The 22362-nt window shown below is 52.0% G+C and carries 17 protein-coding genes and 7 tRNA genes; 5 read left to right on the top strand and 19 right to left on the bottom strand.

Features of this window, described 5'->3' with window-relative positions:
- Positions 1 to 100 precede the first annotated feature (100 nt).
- The 5 genes from lnt to miaB all read right to left on the bottom strand — a co-directional run bounded on the left by lnt (position 101) and on the right by miaB (position 5836).
- Positions 101 to 1639 (bottom strand): apolipoprotein N-acyltransferase, encoded by a 1539-nt coding sequence (lnt, locus tag FDX22_RS10720; RefSeq protein WP_146717169.1) that lies wholly within the window; start codon positions 1637 to 1639, stop codon positions 101 to 103.
- 24 nt (positions 1640 to 1663) lie between these two features.
- Positions 1664 to 2542 (bottom strand): CNNM family magnesium/cobalt transport protein CorC, encoded by an 879-nt coding sequence (corC, locus tag FDX22_RS10715; RefSeq protein WP_096757884.1) that lies wholly within the window; start codon positions 2540 to 2542, stop codon positions 1664 to 1666.
- 98 nt (positions 2543 to 2640) lie between these two features.
- Positions 2641 to 3108, bottom strand: a complete 468-nt coding sequence (ybeY, locus tag FDX22_RS10710) for an rRNA maturation RNase YbeY (RefSeq protein WP_096757883.1) — start codon at positions 3106 to 3108, stop codon at positions 2641 to 2643.
- Positions 3105 to 4151 carry a PhoH family protein gene (locus tag FDX22_RS10705; RefSeq protein WP_167456046.1) on the bottom strand — a complete coding sequence of 349 codons (1047 nt, stop codon included), beginning with the start codon at positions 4149 to 4151 and terminating at the stop codon, positions 3105 to 3107. The genes ybeY and FDX22_RS10705 overlap by 4 nt, the downstream gene beginning before the upstream one ends.
- A 254-nt stretch (positions 4152 to 4405) precedes the next feature.
- Entirely contained in the window at positions 4406 to 5836 is a 1431-nt protein-coding gene (gene miaB, locus FDX22_RS10700) for a tRNA (N6-isopentenyl adenosine(37)-C2)-methylthiotransferase MiaB (protein ID WP_096757880.1), read from the bottom strand.
- A 145-nt stretch (positions 5837 to 5981) separates the two neighbouring features.
- Between miaB and ubiF the strand changes: the two genes are divergently transcribed.
- Complete coding sequence (ubiF, locus tag FDX22_RS10695) at positions 5982 to 7157, top strand: 3-demethoxyubiquinol 3-hydroxylase (protein ID WP_146717168.1); 1176 nt, start codon at positions 5982 to 5984, stop codon at positions 7155 to 7157.
- 120 nt (positions 7158 to 7277) lie between these two features.
- On the opposite strand, the gene FDX22_RS10690 is transcribed toward ubiF, so the two are convergent.
- The 12 genes from FDX22_RS10690 to nagB all read right to left on the bottom strand — a co-directional run bounded on the left by FDX22_RS10690 (position 7278) and on the right by nagB (position 14220).
- Positions 7278 to 7352 (bottom strand) — tRNA-Gln (locus tag FDX22_RS10690).
- A 36-nt stretch (positions 7353 to 7388) separates the two neighbouring features.
- Positions 7389 to 7463: transfer RNA gene (locus FDX22_RS10685), tRNA-Gln, on the bottom strand.
- 44 nt (positions 7464 to 7507) lie between these two features.
- Positions 7508 to 7584: transfer RNA gene (locus tag FDX22_RS10680), tRNA-Met, on the bottom strand.
- A 21-nt stretch (positions 7585 to 7605) separates the two neighbouring features.
- Positions 7606 to 7680: transfer RNA gene (locus tag FDX22_RS10675), tRNA-Gln, on the bottom strand.
- Positions 7681 to 7716: 36 nt separating this feature from the next.
- A tRNA-Gln gene (locus tag FDX22_RS10670) sits at positions 7717 to 7791 on the bottom strand.
- 23 nt (positions 7792 to 7814) lie between these two features.
- A tRNA-Leu gene (locus FDX22_RS10665) sits at positions 7815 to 7899 on the bottom strand.
- 8 nt (positions 7900 to 7907) lie between these two features.
- Positions 7908 to 7984, bottom strand: a tRNA-Met gene (locus FDX22_RS10660).
- A 223-nt stretch (positions 7985 to 8207) separates the two neighbouring features.
- Positions 8208 to 9872 carry an asparagine synthase B gene (gene asnB, locus FDX22_RS10655; protein ID WP_146717167.1) on the bottom strand — a complete coding sequence of 555 codons (1665 nt, stop codon included), beginning with the start codon at positions 9870 to 9872 and terminating at the stop codon, positions 8208 to 8210.
- Between the two features lie 253 nt (positions 9873 to 10125).
- Positions 10126 to 10878, bottom strand: a complete 753-nt coding sequence (gene nagD / locus FDX22_RS10650) for a ribonucleotide monophosphatase NagD (RefSeq protein ID WP_096757877.1) — start codon at positions 10876 to 10878, stop codon at positions 10126 to 10128.
- A 103-nt stretch (positions 10879 to 10981) separates the two neighbouring features.
- Positions 10982 to 12202, bottom strand: a complete 1221-nt coding sequence (locus FDX22_RS10645; RefSeq protein WP_115259091.1) for an N-acetylglucosamine repressor — start codon at positions 12200 to 12202, stop codon at positions 10982 to 10984.
- A gap of 8 nt (positions 12203 to 12210) precedes the next feature.
- Positions 12211 to 13359, bottom strand: coding sequence for an N-acetylglucosamine-6-phosphate deacetylase (gene nagA / locus FDX22_RS10640; RefSeq protein ID WP_115259090.1), 1149 nt, complete (start codon positions 13357 to 13359; stop codon positions 12211 to 12213).
- A gap of 60 nt (positions 13360 to 13419) precedes the next feature.
- The gene (nagB, locus tag FDX22_RS10635) at positions 13420 to 14220 is read right to left on the bottom strand and encodes a glucosamine-6-phosphate deaminase (protein WP_003022803.1); all 801 of its coding nucleotides are present in this window, start codon (positions 14218 to 14220) and stop codon (positions 13420 to 13422) included.
- A gap of 344 nt (positions 14221 to 14564) precedes the next feature.
- Between nagB and nagE the strand changes: the two genes are divergently transcribed.
- The 4 genes from nagE (at position 14565) to chiQ (ending at position 20740) form a co-directional block, all read left to right on the top strand.
- Positions 14565 to 16511 (top strand): PTS N-acetyl glucosamine transporter subunit IIABC, encoded by a 1947-nt coding sequence (nagE, locus tag FDX22_RS10630; RefSeq protein ID WP_117342231.1) that lies wholly within the window; start codon positions 14565 to 14567, stop codon positions 16509 to 16511.
- Positions 16512 to 16723: 212 nt separating this feature from the next.
- Positions 16724 to 18391: a glutamine--tRNA ligase gene (gene glnS / locus FDX22_RS10625; RefSeq protein ID WP_117342232.1), complete on the top strand. Its 1668-nt coding sequence runs from the start codon at positions 16724 to 16726 to the stop codon at positions 18389 to 18391.
- Positions 18392 to 18951: 560 nt separating this feature from the next.
- Positions 18952 to 20358 (top strand): chitoporin, encoded by a 1407-nt coding sequence (chiP, locus tag FDX22_RS10620; RefSeq protein ID WP_115259087.1) that lies wholly within the window; start codon positions 18952 to 18954, stop codon positions 20356 to 20358.
- A gap of 49 nt (positions 20359 to 20407) precedes the next feature.
- Positions 20408 to 20740 carry a ChiQ/YbfN family lipoprotein gene (chiQ, locus tag FDX22_RS10615; RefSeq protein WP_146717166.1) on the top strand — a complete coding sequence of 111 codons (333 nt, stop codon included), beginning with the start codon at positions 20408 to 20410 and terminating at the stop codon, positions 20738 to 20740.
- Positions 20741 to 20789: 49 nt separating this feature from the next.
- On the opposite strand, the gene FDX22_RS10610 is transcribed toward chiQ, so the two are convergent.
- The gene (locus FDX22_RS10610) at positions 20790 to 21608 is read right to left on the bottom strand and encodes a PTS system mannose/fructose/sorbose family transporter subunit IID (RefSeq protein ID WP_115259085.1); all 819 of its coding nucleotides are present in this window, start codon (positions 21606 to 21608) and stop codon (positions 20790 to 20792) included.
- Complete coding sequence (locus FDX22_RS10605) at positions 21592 to 22353, bottom strand: PTS sugar transporter subunit IIC (protein WP_115259084.1); 762 nt, start codon at positions 22351 to 22353, stop codon at positions 21592 to 21594. The genes FDX22_RS10610 and FDX22_RS10605 overlap by 17 nt, the downstream gene beginning before the upstream one ends.
- Between the last annotated feature and the right edge of the window lie 9 nt (positions 22354 to 22362).

Below are 22362 nucleotides of genomic sequence, written 5' to 3'. Positions count from 1 at the left end.
CAAAGCAATAGGCGTGCCAGAATGGGAGAGAAGAGGGGGGATGTGTTAGCCGGACAAGGCGCGTGAGCGCCAACATCCGGCAATATGACGAGAGCTGAGATTATTTACGACGCTGGCGCAGACTCATGATGATCGCGCCAAAGCCTAACAACGCGGTAATCAGCCATAACGGCCAGTTTCCGGTACGCGCATACGGCGTAAGACCCGTTGTCGGGGTAACGCTGGTGGTCAGTACCTGTCGGGTAAACTGCGGGATCATGGCCTGCACTTCACCTTGCGGGCCAATCACCGCCGTGATGCCATTATTAGTGCTACGCAACAGCGGACGCGCCAGCTCCAGTGACCGCATGCGCGCCATTTGGAAGTGCTGCCATGGACCGATGGATTTACCAAACCAGGCATCATTGGAGATGGTCAGCAAGTAGTCCGTATCCGGGCGGAAGTTATCCCGTACCTGTTCGCCAAGAATAATTTCGTAGCAGATTGCCGCCGTCAGCTTAAAGCCGTGCGCCTGCAGCTGTGGCTGCACATACGGTCCTCGGCTGAAGGATGACATGGGTAAGTCAAAGAACGGCGCCAGCGGGCGTAGAATCGATTCCAGCGGCACAAACTCACCAAACGGGACAAGGTGATTTTTGTTGTAACGATTGCTGGAGTCATAGCTGTACGGACTGTTTTTACCCAGCGTGATGATGGTGTTGTAAGTATCGTAGCGGTTTTGCTTGTTAAGGCGCGCGTCAACAATACCGGTGATTAGCGTGCTGTTTTTAGATTTTAGCAGGTCATCCATCATGCCGAGGAAACGCTGCTGATTGATCTCCAGATCAGGAATAGCGGACTCTGGCCAGATGATCAGCTGTGATTTGCCCATTTCAGGCTGCGTGGCATCAAGGTAAATCTTCAACGTGTTGATGAGCTGACCTTCATCCCACTTCAGCGACTGCGGAATGTCACCTTGCACCATCGAAACTTGGGTGGTTTTTTCTGGCTCCAGCGTATACCACTGGATGTAGCGCAGCGGGAAGGGCAGAGCGAACAATACCACGGCAGTAACCAGAGGACGCCAGTTACGTGTGACTAACGCCAGCGCCAGCAGGCCGCTGACCATCATCAGCAGGAAGTTAATCGCCTCGACGCCCATTACCGGCGCCAGGCCTTTCAGCGGGCCGTCAATCTGGCTGTAGCCAAACTGTAGCCATGGGAAGCCGGTCAGCACCCAGCCGCGCAGGAATTCGGTTATCTGCCAGACTACCGGGGCTGCAATCGCCACCCGCAGCCAGCTGGTTTTTGGACACAGGCGCGACAGAACGCCCGCAAACAAACCTGTGTACAGCGAGAGGTATGCCGCAAGCAATACCACAAGGAATACGTTAACCGGGCCTGGCATACCGCCAAATTGCGCAATGCTGACATAGACCCAGTTGATGCCGGAGCCAAAAAGACCCATTCCCCAGACATAGCCGATAGCGGCAGACTGGAGTGGGCGACGGTTGAGAGTTAAGGCCTGCAGACCCATCAGCGAAATAATCGCCGCAGGCCAGATGTCATACGGAGAGAACGCCAGCGTCCCGCAGGCACCGAATAATAACGCCAGCAGCAGGCGAATGCGCTGGCGTTCAATTAAGGGGGCAAATGCCATGTAGTCTTTGATCCAGTTTCGGGTTTATTCGTCCAGTTTTGGCTGGGGTGAGTCGTCCGGAATTCTGACATGAACCTGAATAATACGACGGCTGTCGGCCATGGCAACTTTGAACTGGTAGCCATCAATGTCGATAGTCTCTCCACGTGCGGGCAGATGACCAAAGGCCTGCATCACCAAACCGCCAATAGTATCGACTTCTTCGTCGCTAAAGTGGGTGCCGAAGGCTTCGTTGAAGTCTTCGATCGGGGCCAGCGCACGAATGGTCCAGGTGTGGCGACTGAGCTGACGGAAATCGATATCGTCTTCTTCGTCGTATTCATCTTCGATTTCACCGACGATCAGTTCAAGAATGTCCTCAATGGTCACCAGACCCGAGACACCGCCGAACTCGTCGATAACGATAGCCATATGGTACCGCTGAGAGCGGAACTCTTTCAGCATGCGGTCAACACGCTTGCTCTCAGGTACGACAACCGCCGGGCGTAACACTTTTTCCATGCTGAAAGCTTCGGCATCACTGCGCATAAACGGCAGCAAGTCTTTCGCCATCAGAATCCCTTCAATGTGATCTTTGTCTTCGCTGATCACCGGGAAACGCGAGTGGGCGGACTCGATGATGACATCAAGACACTCATCCAGAGTCTGGTTGCGTTTCAGTGTGATCATCTGGGACCGGGGGATCATGATGTCGCGAACACGTTGGTCCGCAATGTCCATCACCCCTTCGAGCATATCGCGCGTATCTTCATCGATAAGGTCGTTTTGCCCGGAATCACGGATCAGCTCCAACAGTTCGTCGCGGTTTTTTGGTTCACCGTGGAAAAGTTGGCTCAGTAACAGGGAAAAGAATCCCTTTTTGCTGTGTAAGGTGTCACTACTGTGTGAATTGTCGTCGCTCATGGCGTCGTATGGGTTCTCATGTTAGTTAATAGATTGCTCAAGGCACGTAAACTCAGTGCCCGGCGTCGTGACCTGTCACCGGCTTGACCGGCAGCAGGTTATTCCTTCTCGGCAATGTACGGATCCTCATAGCCCAGAGCAAGCATAATCTCTGTTTCGAGGGATTCCATTTCTTCCGCTTCGTCGTCTTCGATATGGTCGTAGCCTAAGAGATGCAGGCTACCGTGTATAACCATGTGTGCCCAGTGGGCTTCAAGAGGCTTACCTTGCTCCTGCGCTTCTTTTTCGACCACCTGACGACAGATGACCAGATCGCCCAGCAGCGGCAGTTCGATGCCCGGTGGGGCCTCAAACGGGAAGGACAGCACATTGGTTGACTTGTCTTTCCCGCGATAGGTCAGATTCAGTTCGTGGCTTTCAGCGTCATCGACCAGGCGAATGGTGACCTCTGACTCTTCCTGAAACTGCGGGATCACCGCATCCAGCCATGCCTGAAACTGGCGCTCATCCGGTAAACCGGCGTTATCTTCACATGCCAGCTGTAAATCGAGAATAACCTGACTCATTTTTGTTCCTGTTCCTGGGCTTCACGCTTGCGTTCCGCTGCCTGTTCGGCTTTACGTTTTTGTTCTGCTTCTTCCCAGGCTTCATACGCCGTCACGATACGGGCAACCACCGGGTGGCGTACCACGTCTTCGCTATGGAAGAAATTAAAGCTAATCTCATCGACCTCAGCCAACACTTCGATGGCATGACGCAGACCGGATTTGGTGCTGCGCGGCAGGTCAATTTGGGTAATGTCGCCGGTGATCACCGCTTTGGAGTTGAAGCCAATACGGGTCAGGAACATTTTCATCTGTTCGATAGTCGTGTTCTGGCTCTCATCAAGGATAATGAACGCATCGTTCAGCGTACGACCGCGCATATAAGCCAGCGGGGCGACTTCAATGACGTTACGCTCAATAAGCTTCTCCACCTTCTCAAAGCCGAGCATTTCGAACAGCGCATCATACAGCGGACGTAAATAAGGATCGACTTTCTGGCTGAGATCGCCCGGCAGGAAGCCCAGTTTTTCACCGGCTTCAACCGCCGGACGGGTCAGCAGAATACGGCGAATTTCCTGACGCTCGAGCGCATCGACCGCGGCGGCTACCGCCAGGTAGGTTTTACCCGTCCCTGCAGGACCGACGCCGAAGGTGATGTCGTGGTCGAGAATATTGGCGATGTACTGCGCCTGATTCGGCGTACGCGGTTTGATCACGCCACGCTTGGTTTTGATATTCACCGCTTTGCCAAACTCCGGCACGCTGTCTGCGCTCTGCTCAAGGACACGCGCTTCTTTGATTGCCAGGTGAATTTGTTCCGGCTCGATGTCCTGCGTCTTGCCGCGCATTGGCGCGGTATCGACGTACAGGCTGTGTAAAATATCTGCCGCAGCGGTAACGCAAATCGGGCGACCGGTCAGCTTAAAGTGGTTGTCGCGGCGGTTAATTTCGATACCAAGGCGACGTTCCAGCTGTTTGATGTTGTCATCAAAAGGACCGCACAGGCTCAACAGACGGGCATTGTCTGCGGGCTCAAGGGTAATTTCGCGAGTGTCTATGTTCAAACCGTTCCTCTTATGCAGATATCGCCGGACGTCGAACATTTACCGGCATGTAGGGAAATTATTCACGCCACAGGGAAAAGGCGCAAGCATTGCAATGAAGATGGGGGCGTAGAGAGGAAATACAAGACCCTCCCTGTCATACTTCAAGCCGCAGAGGCGTTGCCTGCACTCGCGCACCCCAGTCACATAGTTATCTATGCTCCTGGGGATTTGCTCGTTTGTCGCTTTAGGGGATAGAGGAGGGGTTATGGTAATTACGGCTGATAAATGCCAACACCCAGATCGTTCTCTTTGCGGGTACGCGCAATGACCGACTCCGGACTTTCTGCGATGCGCAGGCCCATTTCGTCCTCGGTACGCACGACTTTACCGCGCAGGGAGTTAGTCCAGACGTCGGTAATTTCAACATCCACAAACTTACCGACCATATCCGGGGTGCCTTCAAAATTCACCACACGGTTATTTTCAGTACGACCCGACAGCTCCATTACGCTTTTACGCGACGTGCCTTCGACCAGAATACGCTGGGTGGTGCCGAGCATACGGCGGCTCCAGGCCATGGCCTGCTGGTTGATGCGATCCTGCAGGATATACAGACGTTGCTTTTTCTCTTCTTCCGGGACGTCGTCAACCATATCGGCGGCAGGCGTGCCAGGACGAGCTGAGAAGATAAAGCTGTAGCTCATGTCGAAGTTAACGTCGGCAATCAGCTTCATGGTCTGCTCGAAATCTTGTGTGGTTTCTCCAGGGAAGCCCACGATGAAGTCGGAGCTAATCTGAATATCCGGGCGTGCAGCGCGCAGTTTGCGGATGATTGCCTTGTATTCCAGCGCGGTATGGGTACGTCCCATCAGGTTTAGTACGCGATCTGAGCCACTCTGTACCGGCAGGTGCAGGAAGCTTACCAGCTCCGGGGTATCGCGATAGACTTCAACGATATCGTCGGTGAACTCAATTGGATGACTGGTGGTGAAACGGATACGGTCAATGCCGTCGATCGCCGCTACCAGACGCAGTAAATCTGCGAATGAGCCGGTCGTGCCGTCGTAGTTCTCACCGCGCCAGGCGTTAACGTTTTGCCCCAGCAGGTTGACTTCACGTACGCCCTGCGCCGCAAGTTGGGCAATTTCAAGCAGGATATCGTCCGCCGGACGGCTGACTTCCTCACCACGGGTGTAGGGCACCACGCAGTAAGTGCAGTATTTGTTACAGCCTTCCATGATGGACACAAACGCGCTTGGACCTTCAGCACGCGGTTCCGGCAGGCGGTCGAACTTTTCGATTTCCGGGAAACTGATATCCACCACTGGACTACGGCTGGTGCTACCGCGCACTTTGTTGATCATTTCCGGCAGGCGGTGCAGGGTTTGTGGCCCAAAAATAATGTCGACGTAGTGTGCACGTTGACGAATATGGTCGCCTTCCTGGGAGGCGACACAGCCGCCCACGCCGATAATCAGATTCGGGTTTTTCTCTTTTAAGAGTTTCCAGCGACCTAACTGATGGAAAACTTTTTCCTGAGCCTTCTCGCGAATTGAGCAGGTATTCAGCAGCAGCACATCCGCTTCTTCCGCCACGTCGGTCAGTTGATACCCGTGAGTGGCATCCAGCAGATCGGCCATCTTCGATGAATCGTATTCGTTCATCTGACAGCCCCAGGTTTTAATATGGAGTTTTTTAGTCATCGACTTGCTCTTGCGAAATTGTGGCTGAAATGCAGGGCGCATAGTGTACTGCGTTGGCGCGGTTGTGACCAGTATGACGGATGTCAGCCTCAAGGGGTAAAAAATCCTGTAAACTTACACAATACATGTAACAGGATGATTGACCATGACAAATCAACCAACGGAAATTGCCATTGTCGGCGGGGGGATGGTCGGCGGCGCGCTGGCGCTGGGACTGGCGCAGCATGGATTCAGGGTGACGGTAATAGAGCACGCCGCGCCCGTGCCGTTTGTGGCTGACAGTCAGCCCGATATCCGTATTTCAGCCATTAGCTCCGCGTCTGCATCGTTGCTGAAAGGGTTGGGTGTCTGGGATGCGGTGCAGGGCATGCGCACTCATCCATATCGTCGTCTGGAAACCTGGGAGTGGGAGAATGCCCATGTGGTGTTTGATGCGGCAGAGCTAAAACTCCCATTGCTGGGCTATATGGTCGAAAACAGCGTCCTGCAACAGGCGTTGTGGCAGGCGATGGAGGCGCATCCCAACGTGACCCTGTGCGTGCCGGCATCACTGATTTCTCTGCATCAACATAACGATCGGCATGAGCTTGAACTGACTGGCGGTGAAAAGATAACGGCAAAACTGGTGATTGGTGCCGATGGCGCGAATTCTCAGGTACGTCAAATGGCCGGGATTGGCATCCATGCCTGGCAGTACGCGCAATCCTGCATGCTGATTACCGTGCAATGTGAGAATTCACCGGGAGACAGTACCTGGCAGCAGTTTACCCCTGACGGACCGCGGGCGTTTTTACCGCTGTTCGATAACTGGGCTTCGCTGGTGTGGTATGACTCTCCGGCCCGCATCCGCCAGTTGCAGAGTCTCGATATGGCGCAGCTCCAGGCGGAAATCGCAAAATATTTCCCTTCACGTCTGGGTGACGTTACGCCTGTTGCCGCAGGGGCGTTTCCACTTACTCGTCGCCACGCGTTGCAGTATGTACAGCCAGGACTGGCGCTGGTGGGCGATGCTGCGCACACCATTCATCCGCTTGCCGGGCAGGGGGTGAATCTGGGGTACCGTGATGTCGATGCGTTAATTGATGTGCTGGTGAACGCCCGTAGCTATGGTGAGCAGTGGGCCAGTCAGCGGGTACTGAAGCGCTACCAAACGCGTCGTATGACCGATAACTTCATCATGCAAAGTGGTATGGATCTGTTTTACGCCGGATTCAGCAACAACCTGCAGCCGCTGCGTATTATGCGCAATCTTGGTCTAATGGCCGCCGAGCGTGCAGGCGTGTTAAAACGTCAGGCGCTGAAGTATGCATTAGGGTTGTAGCTCAAGTGGTGCCTGATGGCGCTGCGCTTATCAGGCCTACGCGTCATGTAGGCCGGGTAAGGCTTGCCGTCACCCGGCGTTAGAAAAGCAAAAAGCTCGCCGAAGCGAGCTTTTCTAAAATGGCTGGGGTACGAGGATTCGAACCTCGGAATGCTGGTATCAGAAACCAGAGCCTTACCGCTTGGCGATACCCCAACGGGTGCACCCACAAAGTGGACGACTTTTTGAAATTGGCTGGGGTACGAGGATTCGAACCTCGGAATGCTGGTATCAGAAACCAGAGCCTTACCGCTTGGCGATACCCCAACAATTTTTTGGATTTACCGAATTAAATCGATACGCCCTTAATATGGTGGCTACGACGGGATTCGAACCTGTGACCCCATCATTATGAGTGATGTGCTCTAACCAGCTGAGCTACGTAGCCAAATACTATCATATTCTTCGATGGCTGGGGTACCTGGATTCGAACCAGGGAATGCCGGTATCAAAAACCGGTGCCTTACCGCTTGGCGATACCCCAATGACCGTTGCGGTGAACCGCTATATCGAAGAAAAGTGGCTGGGGTACCTGGATTCGAACCAGGGAATGCCGGTATCAAAAACCGGTGCCTTACCGCTTGGCGATACCCCATCCGTGCAACGCTTACGGGTGAATGGTGCGGGAGGCGAGACTTGAACTCGCACACCTTGCGGCGCCAGAACCTAAATCTGGTGCGTCTACCAATTTCGCCACTCCCGCAAAAAAGATGGTGGCTACGACGGGATTCGAACCTGTGACCCCATCATTATGAGTGATGTGCTCTAACCAGCTGAGCTACGTAGCCATCTTTTTTTCGCGTTACCTTATCGGCGTTGCGGGGCGCATTATGCGTATTGAGCCTTGAAGCGTCAACCCCTTTTTCATTGAAAATAGCTGGAATGTGACTGTTTGGTTAGGTTGCGAACAGCGTGACGCAATATTCGGCAATTATTCGTTATTAATTGTTTTTCCGCACGTAAAACCGACATAAAAAAAGAGCCCCTCAGGGCTCTTAGTGGATGATGGGCTTACTTATAAGCCGACTGGTGCACGCCAACTGCACGGCCTGATGGATCGTTCATGGTTTTGAACGCTTCGTCCCATTCGATGGCTTTGGCAGAAGAACAGGCGACGGACGGGCCACCTGGCACACACTCGGCGGCGCTGGCTACCGGGAACAGCTCTTCAAAAAGCTCACGGTATAAATACGCTTCTTTAGACGATGGTGTGTTGTACGGGAAGCGGAAGCTGGCGGTTTCCAGTTGTTGATCGGAAACGTGCTCTGCCGCCACTTCTTTCAGCGTGTCAATCCAGCTATAACCGACGCCGTCAGAGAACTGCTCCTTCTGACGCCATGCAATGCTGGCTGGCAGGTAGGATTCAAAACATTCACGCAGGACATGTTTTTCCATCTTTCCGTTACCGCACATTTTATCCTGTGGGTTGATGCGCATCGCGACATCGAGGAATTTCTTGTCGAGGAACGGTACGCGGGCTTCAACGCCCCAGGCCGACATGGCTTTGTTGGCTCGGGCGCAGTCGAACATATGCAGTGCCTGCAGTTTACGTACTGTTTCTTCGTGCAGTTCTTTTGCGTCCGGCGCTTTGTGAAAATAAAGATAGCCGCCAAATACTTCATCAGAACCTTCGCCTGACAGCACCATTTTAATGCCCATCGCTTTGATTTTTCTTGACATTAAGTACATCGGTGTTGAGGCGCGAATGGTGGTGACGTCATAGGTTTCAATGTGATAAATCACATCGCGGATGGCATCCAGGCCTTCCTGTACGGTGAAATGGATCTCGTGGTGTACGGTCCCCAGGTGGTTGGCGACTTCCTGAGCGGCTTTCAGATCCGGTGCGCCTTTCAGGCCCACGGCGAAGGAGTGCAGTTGCGGCCACCAGGCTTCACTGCGCTCTTGATCTTCAACACGGCGCGCTGCATATTTTTTGGTGATAGCGGAAATCACGGACGAATCCAGGCCACCAGACAGCAGCACACCATAAGGCACATCTGACATCAGATGGCTTTTAACCGCATCTTCCAGCGCCTGACGCAGTTCGTCTTTATCCGTCACATTGTCTTTTACGGCATCGTATTCGAACCAGTCGCGCTGATAGTACTGACGGATTTCTCCGTCTTTGCTCCACAGGTAGCTACCGGCCGGGAATTCTTTAATGGTGCGGCAAACAGGAACCAGCGCTTTCATCTCAGACGCCACGTACAAGTTGCCGTGTTCATCATGACCCATGTACAGAGGGATAATCCCAATGTGATCGCGGCCGATCAGATACGCATCCTGCTCGCTGTCGTACAGTGCGAAGGCGAACATGCCCTGCAGGTCGTCAAGGAATTCAGGCCCTTTTTCCTGGTACAGCGCAAGGATAACTTCGCAGTCGGAACCGGTCTGGAACTGATAGCGATCGCCGTATTCAGCACGTAACGCCTGATGGTTATAAATCTCGCCATTTACCGCCAGGATATGCGTCTTTTTCACGTTGTATAGCGGTTGAGCACCGGCGTTAACGTCGACAATGGACAGACGTTCATGTGCCAGGATCGCGTTATCACTGGCGTAAATACCCGACCAGTCCGGGCCGCGGTGGCGCATCAGACGAGACAGCTCGAGGGCTTTTTTACGCAGCTCAACTGCGTCGGTTTTAATATCAAATACGCCAAAAATAGAACACATAACCTTCTCCGTTAACCCGTTGCGTGATGCTTTTTATGTTTGCTTAATAAAGAAAATGCCGTAAAGCCGCAGAGGGCGCAAGGAGTTTGGTGAGGAGAAAAGAAAAAACTCAATGATGATTGTTGAATAGTGAAAAAAGAGTATGTAATGAGCGTATTTATTGATGAATCGCCAGAAAAATGGCGGTTTTATTAGATGGGGTTATTTAGTGTGCCGGTTAACGTGTTCTTAGGGTTATCCGGCACAGCGTTGCTTAAATAACATCTATCTCGGCAACGGACGGGTAGATCCAGCTTGGTCGGAACGGCATGCTGTCGATATCATCAAGGGTGGAAATGCCAGACAGTACCAGGATAGTTTCAAGACCGGCCTGGAAGCCAGCCAGAATATCGGTACGCAGGTTGTCGCCAACAATGACGGTCTCTTCCGAGTGCGCCTGCATTTTGTTGAGTGCCGCGCGGATAATCCACGGGCTGGGTTTACCTACGTAGAAGGGCTCACGGCCTGAAATCTTCTCAATACCAGCGCACAGCGCACCACAGGCAGGATAAAAACCGCGACCGTGCGTATCCGGGTTGGTGGCAATGAAACGTGCGCCATTGGCCACAAAGTATGCCGCTTTATGCATCATGTCCCAGTTGTAGGAACGCGTCTCGCCGACGATCACAAAATCGGGGTTAACGTCGGTAATGGTGAAGCCCGCTTTGTACAGTTCGTGGATCAGTGCGCCTTCACCGACAACATAGGCTTTTTTTCCTTCCTGGCGACGCAGGAAATCGGCGGTAGCCATGGCGGAGGTATAAAACACGCTGTCAGGAACATTGACACCTGCGGTGGCAAAGCGGTTTGCCAGATCCTGTCCGGTCTGCGAAGGGTAGTTAGTCAACAGGACTAACGGCAAGCCTTTCTCCATCACGCCGGTCAAAAATTCTGCCGCACCCGGTACGGCAACATTGTCGTGCATCAGCACGCCGTCGATATCACAAATTACATTCTTAATGGCCATGGACAATCCGACATCAAAATAAGAAGGCGTTACTATACATAAAATACACTCAATTATTCGAGTTGCCTCAGCGATACAGAGGCAGCTTGAAGAGTGAGGTGTATTAGCTTTCCAGCAAACGTTGTAGCAACGTTCCGTTGAGCATGGCGCGTTTCACCAGCGCAAATGCGCCAATGGCGGAACGGTGGTCCAGCGTGGAGCGAACCACGGGTAAATTGTGGCGAAATGCCTTCAACGCTTGGGCATTAATGCAGCTTTCGATCGCTGGCAGCAGGACCTTATCTGCCTCTGTAATCTCACCAGCAATAACGATTTTTTGTGGGTTAAACAGGTTGATGGCTATAGCGATAGTTTTACCCAGGTGGCGGCCCACGTGCTCAATCACTTCCGATGCCAGGTTATCGCCTTTGTTGGCAGCCTTACAGATAGATTTGATACTGCAATCATCAAGCGTTAGCCGACTTGGATAACCTTGCTTGAGTAAGTTTTGCACGCGATGCTCGATGGACGCGTTGGCCGCGATAGTTTCCAGACAACCAAAGTTACCGCAGTGACAGCGCTCGCCCAACGGCTCTACCTGAATATGGCCAATCTCGCCAACGTTGCCGTTACGGCCAATAAAAATGCGGCCATTGGAGATGATCCCGGCACCGGTTCCGCGATGCACTCGCACCAGAATGGAGTCTTCGCAGTCCTGACTTGCCCCGAAATAGTGCTCGGCAAGTGCCAGACTACGGATATCGTGACCAACAAAGCAGGTCACCTGGAACCGTTTTTCCAGCGCCTCGACCAGCCCCCAGTTTTCAACCTGAATATGCGGCATATAGCGAATGACGCCACTTTCTGGGTCAACCAGGCCTGGCAGAATAACGGAGATGGCAATTAGCTCACGGACTTTCCGTTGGCAGCTGTCCATAAAGGTGGCAATGGTATTGAGTAGCGCATGTTCCAGCGTTTCCTGGGTGCGCTCGGGTAAGGGGTAGTGCTCCTCAGCGACGGCTTTGCTGCTCATATCGTACAGCGTTAGCGTAGTGTCATGACGGCCAAGACGCACGCCAATGGCGTGGAAATTGCGTGTTTCAGTGACGATAGAGATAGCGCGGCGGCCCCCGGTGGAGGCCTGCTGATCCACTTCTTTGATCAGCCCGCGTTCAATAAGCTGGCGCGTAATTTTAGTTACGCTGGCGGGAGCAAGCTGGCTCTGTTCGGCAATCTGGATGCGCGAGATTGGCCCATGCTGGTCAATCAGGCGATAAACTGCCGCGCTGTTAAGCTGTTTTACGAGATCAACATTACCTATTTGAGCTTGTCCGCCTGGTGTCATTCTTTCTCTTACTCTGTAACGACCTCGTTGCCATTAACGATGGTCTTGATGATTTTAAAGTCGTGTGTGAACGCGGTCAGGTTGGCGACTTTGCCAGGGGCGATACTGCCGAGTTGCTTGTCCACGCCGATGGCGCGAGCGGGGTAGAGTGTTGCCATACGCAGCACTTCATCCAGCGCAATGCCGCAATGTTCAACCAGATTACGTACACCTTCAATCATGGTTAATGACGAGCCGCTCAGTGTGCCGTTCTCATCCACACACAGTCCATTGCGGTAGTATATTGTTTTACCAGCGAAAATGAACTGTTCAATATTTGCACCCGCCGGCGCGGTGGCGTCGGTCACCAGGCACAGCTTGTCACCTTTCAGGCGTTTAGCGTTACGGATGTTAACGTAATCGACGTGCAGACCATCGGCGATGATACCGCAATAAATATCGGCTTCATCAAGGATGGCACCAGCCAGACCCGGTTCGCGGCCAGTAATGTAAGGCATGGCGTTGAACAGGTGTGTTGCAAAGGTAATGCCCGCACGGAAACCGATTTTGGCTTCTTTTACCGTCGCGTTTGAGTGACCCGCTGAAACGACAATACCGGCATTGACCAGTCGGGTGATCACGTCAGCAGGAACCATTTCTGGTGCCAGCGTAACTTTGGTGATCACATCGGCATTATCGCACAGGAAGTCGACCAGCGCAGCGTCAGGCTGACGAACAAAACTTGGGTTATGGGTACCTTTTTTCACCAGATTCAGCCATGGGCCTTCAAGGTGAAGTCCTAATGCCTGATTCGGGTGTTTTGCCAGGTATTCACGCATCACGCGAACGCCTTGTTTCATCAACTCATCGCTGGTGGTGATAAGCGTAGGCAGGTAGTTAGTGCAGCCCGATTTCTCGTTAGCTTTCTGCATGATTTCCAGCGTTTCAACGGTCACAGCTTCTGCCGTATCGTTGAACTGCACGCCGCCGCAGCCGTTTAACTGCACATCAATAAAACCGGGGGAAAGAATGGCCCCATTCAATGAGCGTTGTTCAATCTCCGGCGGTAATTCAGCCAGTGGGCAAACGCTGGCTATCAGGCCATCAGCGACGACAATCGCATGGTCATCAAGAATTTCGTGACCGGTAAAGATCCGGCCCTGGGTTAAAGCATACATTCCGACCCCCGATTTCAAAAAATGCCGCCCTGCAACGCTTTCGGCTGGGCGGAAACAGCATTACAGACCTTTAATATTTTCGGCTTCTAACTCGTTAAAGTATTTCAGCGTCTTCACTTTCAGTTCCATTGTGGAAGGTTCATCGCAAACCACAACGGCTTTTGGATGCAGCTGCAGGCAGCTGATGGTCCACATATGGTTGACGTTACCTTCAACGGCAGCCTGCAGAGCCTGCGCTTTCTGGTGGCCCAGCACCAGAATCATCACTTCTTCGGCATCAAGCAGTGTACCCACGCCAACGGTCAGCGCATATTTCGGCACCTGGCTTACGTCACCGTCAAAGAAACGAGAGTTAGCCACGCGTGTGTCGTGGGTCAGCGTTTTGATACGCGTACGAGAGGCTAAAGACGACGCCGGTTCGTTAAATGCGATGTGCCCGTCGTTGCCTACACCACCCATAAACAGGTGGATTTTACCGTAGGAACGGATTTTTTCTTCATACTGACGGCATTCTGCATCGATATCTGGTGCGTTACCATTGAGGAGGTTGATGTTTTCTGCTGGAATATCAACATGATCAAAGAAGTTGCGATGCATGAAGCTGTGGTAGCTTTCTGGATGCTCTTTCGGCAGGCCAACATACTCGTCCATATTAAATGTGACAACATGTTTGAAGCTAACCTGGCCCGCTTTGTGCATTTCGACTAATGCTTTATAGGCTGTCAGTGGGGTGCCGCCAGTCGGCAGGCCCAGAACGAACGGACGATCTGCCGTTGGTTTGAACGCGTTGATACGGTTAACGATATGGCGAGCAGCCCATTTGCCGACTTGTTCAGCGGTATTCAGGGGGATCAGTCTCATTCTTCACCTCAGTAGTCAATGTAAGCAGTTGGCGGATTGAGTCGCTGTGCAGTATTAAGCGTAACCTGGTTTTGCATCGGTAAGGATCAATCCGTTTCGATTTTTTGAATGATAAAATAAGTTTTCGTAGTTAGCCAGTGGAAGGGAGGGTTAATAACGATATTTGGTGACTGTAATCACAAAAAACACGCTTTTAATTTGCGATACGAATTAATTTTCCACACACTCTGAATGTAGATGAATGGTTAATATCGTTGTTCCAGAATATCTTGCTGTCAGAATTGGTCGCACAATAAAAATATGGCTTCAAAGGAGCCTAATCGGGGTCTCGTAGGGGGAATAAAATGAATATTTTAGGTTTTTTCCAGCGGCTGGGTAGGGCGTTACAGCTCCCCATCGCTGTGCTGCCTGTCGCGGCACTGTTGCTGCGATTTGGCCAACCAGATTTGCTTAACGTCGCCTTCATCGCGCAAGCGGGTGGGGCCATCTTTGATAACCTCGCGTTAATATTTGCCATCGGTGTGGCATCCAGCTGGTCTAAAGACAGTGCGGGTGCGGCAGCGTTGGCAGGTGCCGTTGGTTATTTCATATTGACCAAAGCAATGGTTACCATTAACCCGGCGATCAACATGGGTGTGCTGGCAGGTATCATTACCGGTCTGGTCGGCGGTGCCGTGTATAACCGCTGGTCTGGCATCAAACTGCCTGACTTCCTGAGCTTCTTCGGCGGTAAACGCTTTGTGCCAATCGCCACCGGTTTCTTCTGTCTGGTTCTGGCGGCTATCTTCGGCTATGTATGGCCGCCGGTACAAAATGCCATCCATGCGGGTGGTGAGTGGATCGTGGGCGCAGGCGCGCTGGGTTCCGGTATTTTTGGTTTCATCAACCGTCTGCTGATCCCAACCGGTCTGCATCAGGTTCTGAACACCATCGCCTGGTTCCAGATTGGTGAATTCACCAACGCGGCAGGTGCGGTCTTCCACGGTGACATCAACCGCTTCTACGCGGGTGACGGCACTGCAGGTATGTTCATGTCCGGCTTCTTCCCGATCATGATGTTTGGTCTGCCGGGTGCGGCACTGGCAATGTACTTTGCCGCTCCGAAAGCGCGTCGTCCGATGGTTGGCGGTATGCTGTTGTCCGTGGCCATCACCGCGTTCCTGACCGGTGTGACCGAGCCGCTGGAATTCCTGTTCATGTTCCTGGCACCATTGCTGTATCTCCTGCACGCATTGTTAACGGGTATCAGCCTGTTCGTTGCGACATTACTGGGGATCCACGCGGGCTTCTCCTTCTCAGCAGGTGCTATCGACTACGTGTTGATGTACAACTTGCCGGCTGCAAGTAAGAACGTCTGGATGCTGGTCGCGATGGGGCTGGTGTTCTTCGTCATCTACTTTGTGTTGTTCAGCGCGGTTATTCGTATGTTTAACCTGAAAACGCCGGGCCGCGAAGATAAAGACGATGAAATTGTTACTGACGAAGCCAACAGCAACACCGAAGAAGGTTTAGCACAACTGGCCACCAGCTACATTGCTGCGGTTGGCGGTACCGATAACCTGAAAGCCATTGATGCCTGTATCACTCGCCTGCGTCTGACCGTTGTCGACTCCGCGAAAGTGAGCGATGCAATGTGTAAACGCCTGGGTGCTTCCGGTGTGGTTAAGCTGAACAAGCAGACTATTCAGGTCATCGTCGGCGCGAAAGCGGAATCTATTGGCGACGAAATGAAGAAAGTTGTCGCACGTGGTCCAGTTGCCGCAGCGTCTGCTGACAGCGCGCCTGCAGCAGCCCCGGCTGCAAAACCGCAGGCTGTGGCGAATGCTGTCACCGTTGAAGCGCTGGTTTCTCCGATTACCGGTGACGTGGTTGCGCTGGAGCAGGTGCCTGATGAAGCCTTCGCCAGCAAAGCGGTCGGCGACGGCGTGGCGGTGAAACCAACCGACAAAATCGTGGTTTCTCCGGCAGCGGGTACCATTGTGAAAATCTTCAATACCAACCATGCGTTCTGCCTGGAAACGCTGAAAGGCGCGGAGATCGTGGTCCACATGGGTATCGATACCGTGGCGCTGGAAGGTAAAGGCTTTACGCGTCTGGTGGAAGAAGGTGCGGAAGTCAAAGCAGGTCAGCCAATCCTGGAAATGGATCTGGAATACCTGAACGCCAATGCTCGTTCAATGATTAGCCCGGTTGTCTGCAGCAACAGCGATGACTTCGGTGGCCTGGTGATTAAAGCCGAAGGCCATGTGGTTGCCGGTCAAACGCCACTGTACGAGATTAAAAGTAAGTAATCGCGCGTAGGCCGGAGAAGGCGTAAGCGCTGCCATTCGGCAACATGAAATGCGTCACCAGCGGCGGGGAGCAATCTCCGCCGCTTTTTTTTGCAGCAAATGCCCGCATAATGACTGTCTGATACGTATTTTGCGTAACTAAAGGTTGTCAGTCAGTCCTGCTTATAAGATCATACGCCGTTATACGTTGTTTACGCTTTGAGGAATCCACGATGAGTGAGGCTGAAGCCCGCCCGAGTAACTTTATTCGTCAGATCATCGATGAAGATCTGGCCAGTGGTAAGCACACCACTATCCATACCCGTTTTCCGCCGGAGCCAAATGGCTATCTGCACATTGGCCACGCGAAATCCATTTGTCTGAACTTTGGTATTGCGCAAGATTACCAGGGCCAGTGCAACCTGCGTTTTGATGATACGAACCCGGTTAAAGAAGACATCGAGTACGTTGAATCCATCAAAAATGACGTTGAATGGTTAGGTTTCCACTGGACTGGCGATATTCGCTACTCGTCGGATTACTTCGACCAGCTGCATGCCTATGCGGTAGAGCTTATCAACAAAGGCCTGGCGTACGTCGACGAACTGTCAGCTGACGAGATCCGTGAATACCGTGGCACCTTGACGCAGCCTGGTAAAAACAGCCCGTACCGCGATCGTAGCGTTGAAGAGAACCTCGCGCTGTTCGAAAAAATGCGTACCGGTGGTTTTGAAGAAGGGAAAGCCTGCCTGCGCGCGAAAATCGATATGGCCTCGCCGTTTATCGTCATGCGCGACCCGGTGCTGTACCGCATTAAATTTGCCGAGCACCACCAGACCGGTAATAAGTGGTGCATCTACCCGATGTACGACTTTACCCACTGCATCAGCGATGCGCTGGAAGGCATCACGCATTCCCTGTGTACGCTGGAGTTCCAGGACAACCGTCGTCTGTACGATTGGGTACTGGACAACATCACCATTCCGGTTCACCCGCGCCAGTACGAATTCTCGCGCCTGAATCTGGAATATACCGTGATGTCCAAGCGTAAGCTGAACCTGCTGGTCACCGACAAGCACGTTGAAGGCTGGGACGATCCGCGTATGCCGACTATCTCTGGCCTGCGTCGCCGTGGTTATACTGCTGCCGCTATCCGTGAGTTCTGTAAACGTATTGGCGTGACCAAGCAGGATAACACCATTGAGATCGCCTCTCTGGAATCCTGTATTCGTGAAGATCTCAACGAAAACGCACCGCGCGCGATGGCGGTTATCGATCCAGTGAAACTAGTTATCGAAAACTATCCGCAGGGTGAAAGCGAACTGGTTACTATGCCGAACCATCCGAATAAACCGGAAATGGGCAGCCGTGAAGTGCCGTTTAGCGGTGAGATTTGGATCGATCGCGCAGATTTCCGCGAAGAAGCCAATAAGCAGTACAAGCGTCTGGTGATGGGCAAAGAAGTGCGTCTGCGCAACGCGTATGTTGTTAAAGCCGAGCGTGTTGAGAAAGACGCAGAAGGCAATATCACCACTATTTTCTGCACCTATGACGCTGACACGCTGAGCAAAGATCCGGCCGATGGGCGTAAAGTCAAAGGCGTTATTCATTGGGTCAGTGCGGCACATGCACTGCCAATTGAAATCCGTCTGTACGATCGTCTGTTCAGCGTGCCGAACCCAGGGGCGGCGGATGACTTCCTGTCCGTTATTAACCCGGATTCACTGGTTATCAAACAGGGCTATGGCGAACCATCGCTGCAGGCTGCCGTTGCGGGTAAAGCCTTCCAGTTTGAACGTGAAGGGTACTTCTGCCTCGATAGCCGCTATACAACGGCGGATAAGCTGGTGTTTAACCGTACTGTGGGTCTGCGTGATACGTGGGCTAAAGTGGGCGAGTAAGCTGCAATACCCCCTGTCAAACGCCGCGCTCTGCGGCGTTTTTTTTATCTCGACATCCTGCATTACTGGCTCTGTTTGCAGAGCGAATTAATTATTATTACGTCGTGTCCTGAGAATTAGTTAATTACCTATCAAAACCTTATGCCCGAGGACGACTCTGACTGTAACCGCTTTCATCCATATGGAAAACAAGCATTTTTTTCATTTTTCAACGTTTTTATATCTGCACATGAAAATGTAACAGAAAGCAATCAAATATGTGCGGTTGCTCATATTCTTACATACTGGTTACAAAAAGAGATTGATAATTCGCGTCGCGAAAAATAGTCTATTCATTGTAGTCAATGAGGTTTTCTCAGCGCTACTTTTTTTACTTTTTGTTTTTTCGCTGACCGCTTTTACCGGCAGCATTTTATACCCAATGGATTTCGAGTTGCATCAAGGCGGCGACGCAGCGAATTCCCAAGAGCGTACATCAGTACGTGACTGGGATGAGCGAGGAACGCCAACGCAGATGCGGCTTGAAAGACGAAGGGTTATACGTCAAAGAGGATTAACATATGCGTACGTTTAGTGGCAAACGTAGTACGCTGGCGCTGGCTATCGCCGGTATCACAGCAATGTCGGGTTTTGTTGTCGCTCCCCAGGTACATGCCGAAGGATTTATTGATGACTCAACCTTAACCGGCGGCATCTATTACTGGCAGCGTGAGCGTGACCGTAAAGATGTGACCGATCATGACAAATACAAAACCAACCTTTCGCACTCCACCTGGAACGCCAACCTCGACTTCCAGTCCGGTTACGCGGCTGATATGTTTGGTATTGATATCGCTGCATTTACCGCTATTGAAATGAACGAAAGTAGCGAAAGCGGTCATCCAAACGAAATCGCATTCTCTTCCAAAAATAAAGGCTATGACGAAGATTACTCCGGCGATAAGAGCGGGATTAGCCTTTATAAAGCAGCAGCTAAATTCAAATACGGCCCAACCTGGGCGCGCGCTGGTTATATTCAACCCACCGGGCAGACGTTGCTGGCTCCGCACTGGAGCTTTATGCCGGGTACTTATCAGGGTGCTGAAGCCGGTGCTAACTTTGACTATGGTGATGCCGGTGCGCTGAGCTTCTCCTACATGTGGGCTAACGAATATAAAGCACCGTGGCACATCGAAGTCGATAAATTCTATCAGGCCGATAAAAAGACCAAGGTAGATTACCTTCATTCGGTCGGCGCGAAATATGACTTCAAAAACAACCTGTTGCTGGAAGCGGCATTTGGTCAGTCCGAAGGCTATGTCGATCAATACTTCGCGAAAGCCAGTTACAAATTTGATTTAGGCGGCAATCCATTCACCACCAGCTATCAGTTCTACGGCGCACGCGATAAGGTTGATGACCGTACCGTTAACAATATTTATGACGGTACCGCCTGGCTGCAGGCGCTGACCTTTGGCTACAAAGTGGCAGAAGTGGTTGATCTGCGTCTGGAAGGTACCTGGGTGAAAGCGGACGGACAGCAGGGCTATTTCCTGCAGCGTATGACGCCAACCTATGCCTCCTCAAACGGTCGTCTGGACGTGTGGTGGGATAACCGCTCTGACTTCAACGCCAACGGCGAAAAAGCGGTTTTCTTTGGCGCAATGTATGACCTGAAAAACTGGAACCTGCCGGGTTGGGCTGTGGGTGCCTCCTATGTTTACGCCTGGGACGCGAAGCCATCGACCTGGCAGACTAACCCGGATGCATACTACGACAAAAATCGTACCATCGAAGAATCGTCTTACAGCCTGGATGCGGTCTACACCCTGCAGGACGGTCGTGCGAAAGGCACGATGTTTAAACTGCACTTCACCCAATACGACAACCATTCAGACATCCCAAGCTGGAGTGGTGGTTACGGCAACATGTTCCAGGATGAGCGCGACGTGAAGTTCATCGTGATTGCACCATTCACCATCTTCTAATGCCAACCGCGGCAGGCCAGGTGCCTGCCGCAACGTTGAGGACTGTTCTATGAAAAAACTGATACTCATCGCCGTCATGGCATCTGGGCTGGTGGCCTGCGCACAATCTCCGGCGCCAAAAGAAGACAGCCGTTTGAAAGAAGCCTACAGCGCCTGCATCAACACCGCACAGGGATCGCCAGAGAAAATCGAGGCCTGCCAAAGCGTGTTAAACGTGCTGAAGAAAGAAAAGCAGCACCAGCAATTTGCCAATGAAGAAAGTGTTCGCGTACTGGATTATCAGCAGTGTATCCAGGCGACGCGTACGGGCAACGATCAGGCCGTTACGGCTGATTGCGACAAGGTATGGCGGGAAATCCGCAGCAAGAACACAGCGCAGTAAAATGACAGGTAAAAAACGGGCGGATAGTCTCCGCCCGTTGCTGTTTTTGTTAACCCAGAATATTCAAATAGGCACCCAGTATTGATACGACAACGATGCCAATAAGAATGCGGGAAATTTGGATGTTCTTCCCTAACAGATAATACATTACGCCAAATGCCCCCATCGGTAACAGACACGGCATAATATCGTTTAAAATCTTTTGTAACGGCACGGCATAAGCACCTTCGCCAATCACAAAGGGAACGTTCAATGAGACCATGGTGGCGGTCATTCCTCCTATGACCATCAGCCCCAATATTGCCGCACCGTAGGTGATTTTCTGCATCATTCCCGACTCCTCCATTTTTTTGAAGAAATCAGCACCCAGTCGGTAACCGCCCATCAAACAGAAGTAGCGGATAAAGTAGTGGGGAATGTTAAACACCAGCAGGAACAGTAGCGGTCCCAGAATATTGCCGGATGATGCTAATGAAATCCCCAACCCCGCGGCGATAATACGCAGCGTTCCCCAGAAGAATGAATCACCAATACCCGCTAATGGACCCATCAGCGATGCCTTCACGGCGTTGATTGAGCTGGCGTCGAAGTCATCGTCGAGCATCCGGCGCTCTTCCATGGCTGACGTAATCCCCAGCGGCAGCGTCGACAAGTGAGGCGTGGTATTAAAAAACTCCAAATGCCGGACCAGCGCGTCGGAGATTTCCTGGTCGGTTTTACACGTTTTACGGATAATGGGCACCATCGAAAAGGTATAACCCATATGCATCATACGCTCATAGTTCCACGACGATTCCATGGTCAATGAGCGGAAATAGACGCTCCAGAGATCGCGTTTGGTAATTTTGACATCAGAATTCGTTGTCATCGATGACCTCTTGTTTTTTTGCTTCGTTATTAACGAGTACGATTGCGAGGAACAGGCCAAACAGGGCGATCCCGACCAGCGGTAGTTTTAAATATGCCGCTAGTAGAAAACCAAAGAAGAAATAGGGGAATACTTTTTTGTTGATGATCATTCTCGCCAGCATGGCAAAACCGAGCGCCGGTAAGATGCCCGTGGCGATAGTCATTCCCGTCATAATATCTTTGGGGATCGATTCGAGAATGGCATTAACCACCGGCGTCCCAACATAAAAAGCAAAACCAACCAGAATCGCAAACGGCACGGAACAGGCGAGGGTAGAGTAAATATGCATGCGGACCACGCCGCTGATATTGGCATTTAACGCATGTTTGTCTGCGCGACGGCAAAATATCGGCAAGACAAAGATATACACGGCGTTTTGTAATACCAATACCAACGTAGCAATAGGTACCGCAAGAGCTACGGCAGTGGCCACGTTTTGCCCAGAGGCAATGGCAAAGGCGGTGCCTAAAATACCGCCAGACGTCACATCAGGGGGATTAGATGCGCCAATCTGGAATGCGCCTAACAGCACAAGTTCAATGGCCGAACCAATAATGATGCCATTGGTGAGATCGCCCATAATTAGCCCCACCAACGGCCCCATTACGATCGGACGTCGGAGCATGGCGGTACCGAAGATGGAGTCCAGGTAACCGACACAGGATAAACCACCCAATAAAAAGGATTGCATTAGTAAGCTCATATCCACTAC

The sequence above is a fragment of the Citrobacter sp. TBCS-14 genome (assembly GCF_005280805.1).
GTDB classification, from domain to species: domain Bacteria; phylum Pseudomonadota; class Gammaproteobacteria; order Enterobacterales; family Enterobacteriaceae; genus Citrobacter; species Citrobacter gillenii.
Note: the sequence above shows the minus strand (reverse complement) of the source record. Positions and strands in the feature narration are given on the sequence as shown.